At 70.4% G+C, this 12,984-nt stretch carries 13 protein-coding genes; 8 read left to right on the top strand and 5 right to left on the bottom strand.

Annotation, left to right across the window (positions count from 1 at the left end; translation table 11 throughout):
- Positions 1 to 40: 40 nt before the first annotated feature.
- The 4 genes from OG698_RS39080 to OG698_RS39065 all read right to left on the bottom strand — a co-directional run bounded on the left by OG698_RS39080 (position 41) and on the right by OG698_RS39065 (position 2,966).
- Positions 41 to 559: a hemerythrin domain-containing protein gene (locus OG698_RS39080; RefSeq protein WP_406108754.1), complete on the bottom strand. Its 519-nt coding sequence runs from the start codon at positions 557 to 559 to the stop codon at positions 41 to 43.
- Positions 560 to 926: 367 nt separating this feature from the next.
- The gene (locus OG698_RS39075; protein WP_406108752.1) at positions 927 to 1,580 is read right to left on the bottom strand and encodes an FMN-dependent NADH-azoreductase; all 654 of its coding nucleotides are present in this window, start codon (positions 1,578 to 1,580) and stop codon (positions 927 to 929) included.
- Positions 1,581 to 1,718: 138 nt separating this feature from the next.
- Positions 1,719 to 2,090: a DoxX family protein gene (locus OG698_RS39070; protein WP_057582123.1), complete on the bottom strand. Its 372-nt coding sequence runs from the start codon at positions 2,088 to 2,090 to the stop codon at positions 1,719 to 1,721.
- Between the two features lie 264 nt (positions 2,091 to 2,354).
- A complete protein-coding gene (locus tag OG698_RS39065) occupies positions 2,355 to 2,966 on the bottom strand; it encodes an NADPH-dependent F420 reductase (protein ID WP_406108750.1) in 612 nt (203 codons plus the stop codon).
- A 184-nt stretch (positions 2,967 to 3,150) separates the two neighbouring features.
- On the opposite strand from OG698_RS39065, the gene OG698_RS39060 reads away from it, so the two are divergent.
- The 6 genes from OG698_RS39060 (at position 3,151) to OG698_RS39035 (ending at position 9,011) form a co-directional block, all read left to right on the top strand.
- Positions 3,151 to 3,624 carry a MarR family winged helix-turn-helix transcriptional regulator gene (locus OG698_RS39060; protein ID WP_406108748.1) on the top strand — a complete coding sequence of 158 codons (474 nt, stop codon included), beginning with the start codon at positions 3,151 to 3,153 and terminating at the stop codon, positions 3,622 to 3,624.
- 277 nt (positions 3,625 to 3,901) lie between these two features.
- Positions 3,902 to 4,573 carry a recombinase family protein gene (locus OG698_RS39055; RefSeq protein ID WP_143606564.1) on the top strand — a complete coding sequence of 224 codons (672 nt, stop codon included), beginning with the start codon at positions 3,902 to 3,904 and terminating at the stop codon, positions 4,571 to 4,573.
- A 426-nt stretch (positions 4,574 to 4,999) separates the two neighbouring features.
- Positions 5,000 to 5,971, top strand: coding sequence for a hydroxyacid dehydrogenase (locus OG698_RS39050; RefSeq protein ID WP_406108747.1), 972 nt, complete (start codon positions 5,000 to 5,002; stop codon positions 5,969 to 5,971).
- Entirely contained in the window at positions 5,968 to 6,936 is a 969-nt protein-coding gene (locus tag OG698_RS39045; protein WP_406108745.1) for a D-2-hydroxyacid dehydrogenase, read from the top strand. The genes OG698_RS39050 and OG698_RS39045 overlap by 4 nt, the downstream gene beginning before the upstream one ends.
- Positions 6,927 to 8,105: a mandelate racemase/muconate lactonizing enzyme family protein gene (locus OG698_RS39040; RefSeq protein ID WP_406108744.1), complete on the top strand. Its 1,179-nt coding sequence runs from the start codon at positions 6,927 to 6,929 to the stop codon at positions 8,103 to 8,105. The genes OG698_RS39045 and OG698_RS39040 overlap by 10 nt, the downstream gene beginning before the upstream one ends.
- 105 nt (positions 8,106 to 8,210) lie before the next feature.
- Positions 8,211 to 9,011, top strand: coding sequence for a polysaccharide lyase family 7 protein (locus OG698_RS39035; RefSeq protein WP_406108742.1), 801 nt, complete (start codon positions 8,211 to 8,213; stop codon positions 9,009 to 9,011).
- 333 nt (positions 9,012 to 9,344) lie between these two features.
- Here OG698_RS39035 and OG698_RS39030 read toward each other — a convergent pair whose 3' ends face one another.
- Positions 9,345 to 10,121, bottom strand: coding sequence for a GntR family transcriptional regulator (locus OG698_RS39030; protein ID WP_406108740.1), 777 nt, complete (start codon positions 10,119 to 10,121; stop codon positions 9,345 to 9,347).
- A gap of 204 nt (positions 10,122 to 10,325) precedes the next feature.
- On the opposite strand from OG698_RS39030, the gene OG698_RS39025 reads away from it, so the two are divergent.
- The gene (locus OG698_RS39025; RefSeq protein WP_406108738.1) at positions 10,326 to 11,681 is read left to right on the top strand and encodes an MFS transporter; all 1,356 of its coding nucleotides are present in this window, start codon (positions 10,326 to 10,328) and stop codon (positions 11,679 to 11,681) included.
- A 212-nt stretch (positions 11,682 to 11,893) separates the two neighbouring features.
- Complete coding sequence (locus OG698_RS39020; RefSeq protein ID WP_406108736.1) at positions 11,894 to 12,982, top strand: alcohol dehydrogenase catalytic domain-containing protein; 1,089 nt, start codon at positions 11,894 to 11,896, stop codon at positions 12,980 to 12,982.
- Positions 12,983 to 12,984: the final 2 nt, after the last annotated feature.

The raw sequence follows: 12,984 nt of genomic DNA, 5'->3' as shown, positions 1-12,984 counted from the left end.
CCGTCCGCGGCTCCAAACTCACGCTCCCGGCCAGGACAGCTCAGGCGTGCCAGCCGTGGTCCATCCGCAGGAAGTACGGGAAGAGGGTGCGCTCCTCGAAGTCGAGATGTGCCTGGAGGTGGTCGGAAAGCGCGACGATCTGTTCCAGCACCACGTGGACGGAGCGTTCGTCCTTGGGGTTCAGATGCCGCGCGTCGGCGCGGATGCTCACGATCATCTGCTTGACCTCCTCATGCTCGCGCCGGAGCCGCCCGATCTGACCGCTGAGCTCGGGGAACCGGTGCTGCATGACCGGCAGCATCCGAGCGTCCTCGATCGTGTGGTGGGCGTCCAGGTGGGCGCAGAAATGCTGGCAGCCCACCTTGAGCTGCCAGGTGAGGTCCGCGACAGTCAGACCGCCGAGCAGCTCCTCAATGTCCTCTGTGCGTGTGGTCGCCGCATCGAGCACCTCAAGCCCCTTGCGCAGGGCGGCGACGTCGCTGCGCAGCGGCGCATGCGCCATCAGCAGCTGCTGCACCATCTGGCGGCCGGCGACAGTTCCCGCCTGCGGCTGTGTCATCGTCGATGCTCCTTTGCGACTGCCTTGCGCACGGCGGGCGCGACCTTCTCGATGATGGGGCGCAGCGCGGACTCGTCGGCCGGGCCGCTGAAGATGTAGCCGTTCATGCCGTGCTCGACCGGCCAGCTCGTCAGCAGGTCGACCCGCTGTGTAGTCGAACGGTCACCGACCAGGTTGTAGACCCGGTTGGTCCGGCTCGGGTCCCGCCCGGCAGCGCCGGCCGCCTCGTCGATTCGCCGGTTCGCGTCGTCCAGCTCCTCCGGGGCGAGAAATTCCTTCGAGGGCAGCCAGCCGCCTGTCCCCGCTGGAGTTCGCCCACGGCGGCCGTGAATCGTGCTTCACGGCCGCCGTCCGGAGGGCGCTGCTTCTAGGCGGCGATGCGGTGGGCTATCGCCTTGGCCGTGGAGGCTGCGTCGTCCAGTGCCTGCTGGCGGGAGGCTTCGAAGAGGGGGATCAGCTGGGACATCGCCGGGTTGTGTACGGCCATCGTGAGTTCCGGGACGATGAAGTTCACGTCCAGGGCGAGCGCGTCGGCCAGAACGGCCGTGAGGTAGTTCTGCACGTATTCGTAGCCCTCGCGGGGCGTGCCCGGGGCGTAGGAGCCGCCGCGGCTGGCGACGACGGTGACGGGGGTGCCCTTGAGCCTGGAGCTTTCCACGCCGGCGGTGCGGCCGACGAGGACGATGTTGTCGAGCCACGCCTTGAGGGGCGAGGGAATCGAGTAGTTGTACATCGGAGCGCCGATCAGTATGGCGTCGGCGTTCTCCAGCTCGTCGATCAGCGTCAGCCGGTGGGCGAGGGCGGCGGCCTGGGCGGGGGTGTGCGTGGCCGGGTCGGTCTGGCCGGCGGTGTGGGCGTCGGCGGTGAGGTGCGGTACGGGGTTCGTGGCGAGGTCACGGTAGATGACCGTGCCCTCGGGGTGGTGCTCCTGCCAGGTCCGGCGGAAGGCGGCGGTCACGGCGCGGGAGGAGGAGGCGTCGCCGGAAAACAGCGAGGAATCGAGGTGCAGAAGAGTGGCCATGGGATGTTCCTCAGGTGTAGCAGTGGTCGGGAATGCGGATGATCGGTGACGGTCCGCGTGGCGAGGGCGGTCTCGCGATCACCCGGCCGGGTTTGCCGGGCGGAAGGTGAGCTGTGGCGCCTCGGATTCAGGCGCTGGTCAGGAGGCGAGGACGAGCGTGGCGGCGGCAGCGATCGCGATGACGGTGAGGATGATGGGTGCCATCGCGTTGCCGCGGGTCTCGGGGTTGGCGTAGTCGCCGGACTTGGCGTGGAAGCCGACGGCTCCGACGAGCAGGACTGCGAATCCCAGGGCGGCGGCAACGCCGATGGGCTGCCAGAAGAGACCGGCGATGAGCCCTGCGGCTGCGGCCAGCTCGGCCAGCCCGATGAACCGGACCAGCGGGGCGCTGAAGCCTCCGGGAGACTGCAACTGGGCTGGAATGCTGCCCTTGAGCAGGGCTTTCGGTAGTCCGGCGGCCAGCCCGACAACGGCGAGCAGAACGCTCAGTACGGCGGCGAAGACAAACACGGGTCATGCCTTTCTGGAGAGTGATTCAGACCGCCCGAGCTGTGAGGGACCGGCATCCGTGGAGGATGGGTGTGCCAGGGGTTTTGCTGCTCACGCGTGAGCATTGCTGAAGTGCGGTCTCATCGATGGAGAGCGCTGCTGCGCGGCAACCCGGCCGCGGGCCGGGCGCCGGCCGCCGCGGTGCGGCCCGGTGACGGCAGACGCTGAGGCGGGACGGCTCGTCGGCGCCGGCCGCACCGCCTGTGGAAGGCGGAACGCGGCCGATCAGGTGAGGGGCTGTTCGGTGAAGTTCCTGAGCACCAGTACGCCGGGAACCTCGATGAGGCGTCCGCCTTCGTCGATCCTGCCGAGTTCCACCGGCGACAGGCCGAGCGTGCGGGCGAGCTCGGCGATCTGGGAGCTGGCCTCCCCGGAGTCGCTGGAGACGAAGACCACGCGCTTGCCCTGGCCGGAGGGCACTTCGGCGGCGAGCGTCTGGGCGGGAAGGTGGTTGAAGGCCTTCACGATCTGGGCGCCGGGCAGGACCTCGGCCGCGTACTGCGAGGAGAGCCGACCCTTGAGGATGTCGCCCGCGTTGGGCGCGTAGTGCGCGTTGGTGGTGTCGACGACGATCTTCCCGTTCCAGTCGGGCAGGGCGTTGCCGAACGTCTCGACTGCGCCGAACGGGATGGCCATGAAGATGACGTCGCCCGCCAGTGCCTCGGTGAGCGTCACAGCCCGGACCGTGGAACCCCAGGAGGCGGCGAGTTCGCTGATCGAGCCCGGTCCGCGGGTGTTGGCGATGCTGACCTCGACTCCGGCCCGGGCGAAGACGCGCGCCAGCGCCGAACCGATGTTTCCGGTGCCCACGATGGCGTAGCGGCTGTCTGCAGACATGAGTGCTCCCTGTTCCAGTAATTGCTGAAGGCTGTCGAGGCGGCAGAGCAGCTTCGTCGTCCGGCCTGTCGTCGCCGCGTTTCTGTAGGCGGCTCCGACCTCCGCCAGTCCATTTGGTTGAGGTGTTAACCAAACCGTACGACGGACTGGTTAACATGTCAACCAAAGCGGTAGGGTGGGCTTCATGGACGAACCGCGATGGCTGGACGAGCGTGAACAGCGGGCTTGGCGCAGCCTCATGAAGATGCAGGCCGGCCTGTCCGAATACATCGAGCGGCAGCTGCGCACCCACGGCGGGCTGTCCACCGCCGACTACCAGGTGCTGGCGCACCTGTCCGAGGCGCCCGAGGGACGCCTGCGGTCGTTCGCACTCGGAGATGCGCTGCGATGGGAGAAGAGCCGTCTGTCGCAGCATCTGACCCGCATGCAGAACCGCAACCTCATCCGCCGCGAGCGATGCGCGACCGACCAGCGAGGGGCCGTCGTGGTCATCACCGAACAGGGCCGCACCCTCGTCGAGGCAGCCGCCCCGCTCCACCTGGCTGACGTGCGCAATGTGCTGATCGACCACGTGACCCCTGCGCAGATGGACCTGCTGATCGAATTGGGAGACCAGGTGGAGGCGCGACTCGCCGAGATCGATCAGAAACCGGGATGACCCCTTGCGTCCCGGCCGGGCTGCCGCCGACCGTGCCGTCAGAGTCTCGCCCGGGGTGCTGATGAGGGCCCGGCATCGCACCAACCGCCCTTACTGCGACACTCCGATCCAACAAAGAAGACGATGCGGGTCGACGAGCCTCGCCTTCAAAAAACGAACGTTTCCTGAAGATCACCGTGCAGGGGTCCGCACACCCCGCAGCCCCTTCAAAAAACCCTTCAAAAACCTGGGTCATTCAAGAACCCTCGACCACCGTTTTCTGACATGATCCGGGGTCATGAGTGACACTCCGGAGCCGTCCGGCCACCCCGAACTCCTCGTTGCCGAACCGCTTGTCTGCACCGAGATCAAGATCGGGTACGCGCGGGTGTCCAGCGGCGGACAGAAGCTCGACCGGCAGATCGACGCCCTCACCACCGCCGGATGCCGGAAGATCTTCTCGGACAAGAAGTCCGGCAAGAACGCCCTCCGCCCGGAATTGAAGGCGTGCCACGCCTTCCTCGACGCTGGTGACACCCTCGTCGTCCCCTCGCTCGACCGCTACGGCCGCAGCCTCCAGGACCTCATCAACATGGTCGCCGAACTCCGGACGCGCGGGATCGGCTTCACCTCGCTGCACGAGAACCTCGACACCACCACCCCCGGCGGCCGGCTCGTCTTCCACGTCTTCGCCGCTCTGGCGGAGTTCATCCGCGAACTCATCGTCCAGGGCACCCGCGAGGGCCTGGCCGCCGCCCGCGCCCGCGGCCGGGTCGGCGGGCGCCCCACCGTCGCTACCGAGGAAGTCATCCGCGCCGCCCGCGACCTGCTGCCCGACCCCGGCCGCTCCATCACCTCGATCGCCAAAATGCTGGGCATCTCCCCGGGCACCCTCTACAACCACATCCCCGACCTCCAAGACCTGCGCGCCTCCGCCGTCCCCCACCAGCTCGACGCTGCGGAACGGTGACCCCACGTGCCGATCCGTCCCTAGAACCGCGAGCGTTGTCCCGTCGACTGGCCGGACATCTCCAACGCCATCAACGAACGCGCCGGCTGGCGGTGCGAGTGTGAAGGCGAGTGCGGACGCGGCAGTCACCCCGGCCGGTGTCCCAACCGGCACGGACAGCCCGTGTACGGCACCGGTTCGCGGGTCATCCTGACGACGAGAGCGCGCACCTCGACCACACGCCGGAGAACTGTCACCCGGCCAACCTCAAAGCCATGCCAGGGCTGCCACCTGCACTACGACCGTAACCACCACGCCCGCACCCGGGCCCAGACCCGGCATACCGCGCTCGAAACCGGCGGGCAGCTGACGTTCGAGTTGTAGGCGAACGCAGCAAGATCAAGTGCTTAGCGTTACTGGCTGTTCCGCTGGTCCCCAAGGCCGGTGATGGACCCGGCACGCTTCGACGACGTCTACGGCCCCGACGAACGCGCGCTGATCGAACGGCACTTGACCATCGAGCAGCCGCCGTGTTCCGCGGCGGACCTGTCCGGGTCCGCGAACGCGCTGGCGGACACAGACGTCCTCGTCACCAGCTGGGGCGCCCCCCGCCTCTCCCCCGACCTGCTCGCCCGCGCGCCGCGCCTGTCGCTCGTCCTTTACGCGGCCGGTTCCGTGCGGGGAATCGTCACCGAGGAGTCGTGGGCACGCGGCGTGCGCATCGCGTCCGCGGGTGCCGTGATCGCCGACAGGGTCGCGGACTTCGCGCTCGCCCAGATCCTGTACGCCCTCAAGCACGGCTGGCGCTATGCGCTGACAGCGCGGCGCGCGCGGGCAGCCGCCGTACGCCGCAGCGAACCCGGCACCGCGGGCGCCACCGTCGGTCTCGTCTCCCTCGGCGCCACCGGGCGGGCCACCGCGCGGCTCCTCGTCCGGCACGGCGTACGCGTCCTCGCCCACGACCCCTATGTGTCCGACGCGGACGCCCGCACCCTCGGGGTCGAACCGGCCACGCTGAAGGAAGTCTTCGCGCTCAGCGACGTGGTGAGCCTCCACGCGCCGCTGCTCGACGAGACCCGCGCCATGGTCGACGCACCCCTGCTGCGCTCCATGCGCCCCGACGCCACCCTCGTCAACACCGCCCGCGGCGGACTGATCGACGAGCCCGCGCTGGTCCGCGTACTCGAGGAACGGCCGGACCTCTTCGCCGTACTCGACGTCACCGACCCGGAGCCGGCCGTTCCCGGTTCACCCCTGTTCACGCTCGACAACGTGGTGGTCACCCCGCATCTCGCCGGCAGTCTCGGGCCGGAGCGCCGTCTGCTCGGGCGGGCCATGGCCGAGGAGCTGGACCGCTACGTCGCCGGGCAGCCGCTGCGCCACGAGGTGACCGCCGAGGCGATGGAGCATGCCGCATGACCTTCACCTTCGTACTGGTGCCGCCCGCCCCGGAAGAGACGCGCACCTGGCCCGGTCGGCTCGCGCGCGCGGTCCCGGGCATCGACGTGCTGGTCCCCCAGGACCCCGAGGACGTCGAGGCGGCGCTGGGCCGCGCGGATGCCGCGTACGGCACCCTCACGCCCGAACTCCTCGCCATGGCCGACGGGTTGAGGTGGCTCCAGGCCCCGCAGGCCGGACCACCGCCCGGCTTCTACCATCCGGCGCTGGTCAGTCATCCGGTCCAGGTCACCAACATGCGCGACACCTACACCGACCATGTCGCCGCCCACACCCTCGCCCTCGTCCTGGCCCTCGCCCGGCAGATCCCCCGCTACGTGCGCGAGCAGTCCGCCGCCCACTGGGCACCGGACTGGTCGGACGGCGCGATCGTCCCGCTCGGCGAGGCACGTGCCCTCGTCGTCGGGACGGGGGCGGTCGGCGCCGAGATCGGGCGGCTGCTCGCCGCGTTCGGGACTCGGGTGGACGGGGTCGACGCCCGTGTCACCGCGCCGCCGCCCGGCTTCACCCGGATCGTGCCGCCCGACCGCCTCGACAAGGTGCTCGGCGAGACGGACATCGTGATCGTCACCGTTCCGCACACCCCGCGGACGGAAGGCCTGTTCGACGCTGACCGCTTTGCGGCGATGAAGCGCGGCGCCTGTCTGGTGAATGTGGGCCGCGGACCGACCGTCCGCCTCGACGACCTGGTCGCTGCCCTGGACGCGGGGCAGCTGCGAGGCGCCGCCCTGGACGTCATGGAGCGCGAGCCGCTCCCGGCCGACCATCCGCTGTGGCGCCACCCGCGCGCGCTGCTCACCCCGCACGTGGCGGGGGCGGGTCCGCATGCCGCGGAGCGCCGCTTCGAGGTGCTGACGGAGAACGCCCGACGCTTCGCCGCAGGACGCCCGTTGATCAACGTAGTGGACAAGACGCAATGGTTCTGAACGCAGAGCAGCCACCCACCGCTTCCCGGTCCGCAGTCGTCGTCGAGCGCATCGAGACCTTCACCGTCGCCCTGCCCACGCTGCGGGACTTCGCGGTCGCGGGTGGCGGCGTGACCGTCAAAGGGCAGCCCGCCGTACGCGTCCTGGTCAAGGTCACCGCCTCGGACGGCAGTACGGGCTGGGGAGAGGCCACGCCGATCCCGAGCTGGACGTACGAGACCACCGAGTCGATCGTGTCGACCCTCACGCACTACCTGGCGCCCGCCTCGACCGGGCTGCCGCTGTGGGATCTGGACGGCCTGGCGCGGGTGTGCGACCGCACCATCCGGCGCGGCTGGTCAACCGGGATGCCACTGGCCCGCGCCGCCCTCGACGTCGCCTGGCACGACGCGCTCGCCCGGTCGCGCGGCGTGAGCCTCGGCGAGCTGTGGGGCAGGCGCCGCCACGACACCGTCGACCTGTGCTGGATCGCCACCGGCTCCGATCCGGCGTCGCTCGCGGACTCGGTCGCCGAGGGACAGGCGCACGGATACCGGCACTTCAAGATCAAGACGGGCCTCACGCCCGGAGAGCCCGAGACCGAGGAGGTCGCCCGCGTCGCCGCCGTGCGCGAAGCGGCGCCCGACGCCCGCCTCGTCGTCGACGCCAATCAGGCCGGCACACAGGATTCGGCCCTGCGCCTTGCCCGGCTGCTCGCGCCCCTGGACATCGTGGCGCTCGAACAGCCCCTGCCCGCCAACGACATCGAGGGCCTGCGCCGGCTGCGCGACCTGAGCCCCGTGCCGATCGCCGTGGACGAGAGCCTGCGCCACCCCTCCGACCTGGCCACGTTCGTCCGCAGAGGCGCGATCGGCACCGCCGTCGCCAAGGTGCAGCGCTGCGCCGGACTCACCCTGTCGCTGCGCCAGTGCCAGCTGGCCGAGGACTGCGGCGTGGCGCTGATGGGCTCGGGCCTGACCGAGTCCGACATCGGCCTCGCCGCGTCACTGCATCTCTTCGCGGCCTACGACCTCGTCGCTCCGGCCGACCTCAACGGCCGCCAGTTCCTGACCAGTCCTTACGCCACCGGACCCACGATCCGGGTGCGCGCGGGGACGGCCGAGGTGCCCACCGGCCCCGGCCTCGGTATCGGCATCGACGAAGGGACGGTACGAGAACTGGCCTGCTGAACGAACCCGGGCGGCCGGGCCTGCCCCGGCAGCCGCATCGAAGGTCCACCGAAGATCCACCCCAGGGTCTGTCGAAGGTCTGTCGAAAAATTGAAGGAGCCGCTCATGAACAAGTACGTCCGCTCATCCATGACATCGCGCCGCAACCTCGCCCTGCTGGCCTCACCGTTACTCGCCGCCGCACTGATCACCGCGGTCCCCGGCGCCTCCGCCGCCCCGGCGGGCGCCGCGGCCTGCCCCGCGCCGGCCGAGGCGATCGGCCTGAGCACCGGCTGGAAGCTCCAGCTGCCCCTGCCCACCAGCTCCGGATCCCCTCAGGAGGTCAAGCAGCCCGCCCTGGCGACCTACAGCAAGTCCCCCTGGTTCACCACCAAGTCGACCTGCGACGCGATCCTGATGCGCGCCGCGGTCAACGGCGCCACCACCAGCAACACCGGCTACCCGCGGTCGGAGCTGCGCGAGATGACCGCGGACGGATCGTCCACGGCGAGCTGGTCGTCCACCTCCGGCACCCACACCATGGTCTTCGACGAGGCGATCACACATCTCCCCGAGGACAAGCCGCATGTGATGGCTGGTCAGATACATGACGAGACGAGCGACGTCACATCGTTCCGCCTCGAAGGCACCAACCTGTACGTCACCTCGTACAACACCACCCACTACAAGCTCGTGACCTCCAACTACCAGCTGGGCACGCGCTTCGAGGGTAAGTTCGTCGTTCACGACGGGCAGGTCGACGTCTACTACAACGGCACGCTCCAGGCCACGGTCGACGCCGATTTCGGCAGCGGCTACTTCAAGGCGGGCGACTACACCCAGGCGAACTGCAACAACTCCTCGCCGTGCGACACCTCGAACTACGGCGAGGTCGCCCTGTACGGCGCCGAAGTGACGCACAGCTGAGTCCGGGGTCACTTCCCGGCCGGTGAAGACGTGGGCGGCGGACCAGCGGTTGGACCGCCGCCCACACTGCTGGACGCGCCCGTCCGGTCTACCCACCCCGCTCAGGCGCCCACCGCTCAAGCGGTCTTCCCGCCACGCGGCTTCCGCACCCAGCAACTCGACCGCACGATCGCCGAGGGCTGCCCCGAGACGCTCACGGCGACGGCATCCGAGGAACGTCAGCCCGAAGGCGTGTGACGCGGGCCGGTGTGCCGGTGGAGCCCAGCCCGACGGAGTACGCGCTCCTCGAACACCTCATGCGGCATCCCGGCCGGGTCCGCCCCCGGGTAGACGTCAGGCGCGCAGCCCGGGATGGACTCGCGGGCGGGACGGGGCGCCCGGCTGCTCATGCGGATCCGCGAACAGCTCGGGATGGCTCGCCCGGATCGTGCCGATGTCGTCGAAGACGCCCTGAAGGTGTCCGCGCAGCGCGTCCTCCGCGCCCGCCGCGTCCCGCCGTTCCAGGGCGTCGACCACCGCGGTGTGCTCGTCGACCAGCGTCTCGATCCGGTGCGGCAGCGGCAGACTCAGCCGGCGGGCCCGGTCGAGGTGCGCCTTGGCGGTCGCCACCGTGCGCCACAGCGTGCGGTGACCGCTCGCCTCCATCAGGCGACGGTGGAAGGCCTCGTCCTGCTCGAAGAACACGTCCGCGTCACCCGCCTTCAGCGCGGCCCGCTGTGCGTCGAGGATGGCGCGCAGCGCCGTGATGTCCTGCGCGCCGGACTTCGTCACCGCCTCGCGCAGCGCCGCCAGTTCGAGCGCCTCCCGCATGAACTGGGCTTCCAGGACGGCGTCGACGCTGATCCGCGAGACGAACGTACCGAGCTTGGGGAAGACGTCGACCAGCGACTCCTCGCCCAGCAGGATCAGCGCCTCGCGCACCGGGGTGCGGCTGACGTCCAGCTCCGCGGCCAGCTCGTTCTCCGACAGGGGCGCGCCCGGCAGGAGCTCGAGGGAGGTGATGCGCGCCCGCAGCAGGGCGTGCACCCGAGCCCGGACGGACTCGCGCGGACGTGACGCCTCCGCTTCGACCCGTCGCGTCTTTCTCGGTTCCCGCCGCTGAGCTGCCATGACGCTCACTTTCTCACCTCAGCTGCAAGGGTACTTACATACAAGCCTTGTATGTAAGTGCGGACCGGGGTAGAAAATGACGCGGGGGTCAACGGACCCCCTGGCCACGCCCGTGTCCCTGTCCCCACTGTGGACACTCCTGTGCCCCGGTCTCGCGAACCGCTTCCGTCACGTCCGCACGTCCCCCTCGACCGGAGGTCAACGATGACCACCCGCTCCGTCACCGAGAGTGAGGCGCCGGCTGCCCCGCCCGGCTCCTCGCTCCCCGCCCGCCCGCGCGGCCGGGGGAAGAACGTCCGCTGGGGCATAGCCGTCCTGTGCTTCGGCGGCCTCGCGGTCAACTACCTGGACCGTTCCACGCTCAGCGTCGCGCTGCCGTCCATGTCGGACGACCTGCGCATCGGTCCCGAGACGCAGGGCTTCATCCTCAGTGCCTTCTTCTTCACGTACGCGCTGTGCCAACTGCCCGCCGGGGCGCTCCTGGACAAGTACGGCGTGAAGCGGGTCTTCGCGATCGGCGCCATCTGGTGGTCGGTGGCCACCGTCGGGATGGGCCTGGTCCGCGGCGTCGGCTCGCTCGTCGGCGCCCGGATGCTGCTCGGCGCCGGTGAGGCCGCCGGCTATCCCGCACCCGCGAAGGCCGTCTCCCGCTGGTTCCCCCGGCACGAACGAACGCTCGCCAACAGCGTCTGGGACAACGGCGCGCGCGTCGGCACCGCCATCGCCCTGCCGCTGGTGACGATGCTGGTCTCCGTGTTCCACTGGCGGGTCGCGTTCATCGCCTGCGGCCTGCTCGGCTTCCTGTGGATCATCGGCTGGTGGCGGCTCTACCACGAGCCCGCCGACCACCCGAAGCTGACCGCCGAGGAGCGCGCCTACATCGAGGCGGGCGGCGCTCACACCGACGAGACGGCCACGCAGGATGCGGACGCGCCCAAGGTGCGCTGGCGGGACCTGTTCCGCTACCGGACGGTCTGGGGCATGATGCTCGGCTTCTTCTGCCTCAACTACGTCATCTACTTCTTCATCACCTGGTTCCCCAGCTACCTCGTCGACGAGCGCGGCTTCGACCTCCTCAAGCTGGGCTTCTTCGGCACGGTCCCGGGTCTGGTCGCCATCTTCGGGTCGCTGCTCGGCGGATTCACCGCCGACCGGCTGCTCCGCAAGGGCTGGTCCACCACCAAGGTCCGCAAGACCTGCCTGGTCTCCGGCACGCTGTGCTCGTCCGTGATCGCGCTCACCGTCGTCGTGCCGACCGCGTCCGGCGCCCTCGCGCTGCTCTCCCTCAGCTACGCCTCGCTGACCTTCTCGACCGCGTCCGTCGCGTCGCTGCCCGCCGACGTGGCGCCGACCGCCGGGCATGTCGCCTCGCTCGCCGGTATCCAGAACTTCGCCTCGAACGTGGCGGGAATCCTCGGCCCGATCGTCACCGGATTCCTGCTGGCGTCCTCCGGAGGCTCGTACCTGGTGCCGCTCCTGGTGTCCGGCGCCCTGTCCGTCGTCGGCGCCCTCACCTACGCGTTCGTCATCAAGCGCGTCGAACCGCTGCCGGTGCGCTAGGCGGTGTCCGGCGGATCACGGCCGGGGTCGCGACGCCTGACACGGCACCTCGCCGCGTTGCCGAAACGTCCGAACAGCTCCGCTATCAGGACGCTCCGACGCCTTGCGATGCACCGCGCCAGGCGCCACGACCTGTCCGACCCTGATCCGCCGGAGCCCCCGCTAGCCCGCCCCGGCCCGCTCCATCCCCGTACGAAAGAGAGGGACGCCCCGTGGCCCAGTCGGTCGAGTCGGCCCAGTCGGTCGAGCCCGTCGAGTCCATACATCGCGCCGCCGTGCTGCACGGCCCCAAGGACGTGCGCGTCGAGGACCGCCCGGTGCCCGAGCCCGGTGCGGGCCAGGTCCTGGTCGCCGTCCGTGCCGTCGGACTGTGCGGGTCCGACCTGCACTACTACGCCCACGGCGAGAACGGCCCGAACGTCCTGCGGCAGCCGACCGTCCTCGGCCACGAGCCGGCCGGCGTGGTCGTCGGCCACGGCTCCGGTGCCGACGACCTGCCCCACGGCACAGCTGTGGCGATCGAGCCGGCGCACCCGTGCGGCAGGTGCGCGCTGTGCCGGGCCGGGCGCTACAACCTCTGCCCGGAGGGCACCTGTTTCGGTTCGCCACCGACCGACGGCGCTCTCGCCGAGTACGTGAGCGTGCCGCGGGACTTCGTGCATCCGCTGCCCGCGTCGACGGACGTCCGGCTCGGCGCGCTGATCGAGCCGCTCGCCGTCGCCGTGCACGCGGTGCGCCGCGCCGCGCTCGCCCCCGGTCACCGTGTGCTGGTCACGGGGGCGGGGCCGATCGGTGTGCTGGTCGCGCAGGTCGCGGCGGCCGTCGGCGCCGGGTCAGTGACGGTGTCCGATGTGGCGGCCGAGCGGCGGGAGTTCGCGGCGCGGCTCGGCCTGCACACGGTGGACGCCGCCGGCCTCGCGCCCGATCCGGAGCGGTCCCACGCGCTCGCCTCGCCGGACGGTTACGACGCCGTGTTCGACTGCTCCGGCGTGGGGACCGCCCTGGTGTCGGGGATCCGCGCGCTGCGCCCCGGTGGCACCGCTGTGGTGGTCGGCAATCCGGGCCGACCGCTGACCGAGCTGCCGCTGGCGTGGATGCAGCGTCAGGAACTGTCCCTTGTGACGTCGTTCCGGTACGGGGCAGGGGACTTCGCGGCGGCCGCCGCGCTCGCGGGGCGTGTCCGCCTGGCTGAACTGGTCACCTCCGCCTTCCCGTTGGAGCGGGCGGCCGAGGCGCTCGAGGTCGCGCTGACCGACCCGTCGCAGATGAAGGTCCTGGTCGAGCCGGCGCGGGAGGTCTGACG

It is taken from the genome of Streptomyces sp. NBC_01003, assembly GCF_045162695.1.
In the GTDB taxonomy this organism is placed as follows: domain Bacteria; phylum Actinomycetota; class Actinomycetes; order Streptomycetales; family Streptomycetaceae; genus Streptomyces.
Note: the sequence above shows the minus strand (reverse complement) of the source record. Positions and strands in the feature narration are given on the sequence as shown.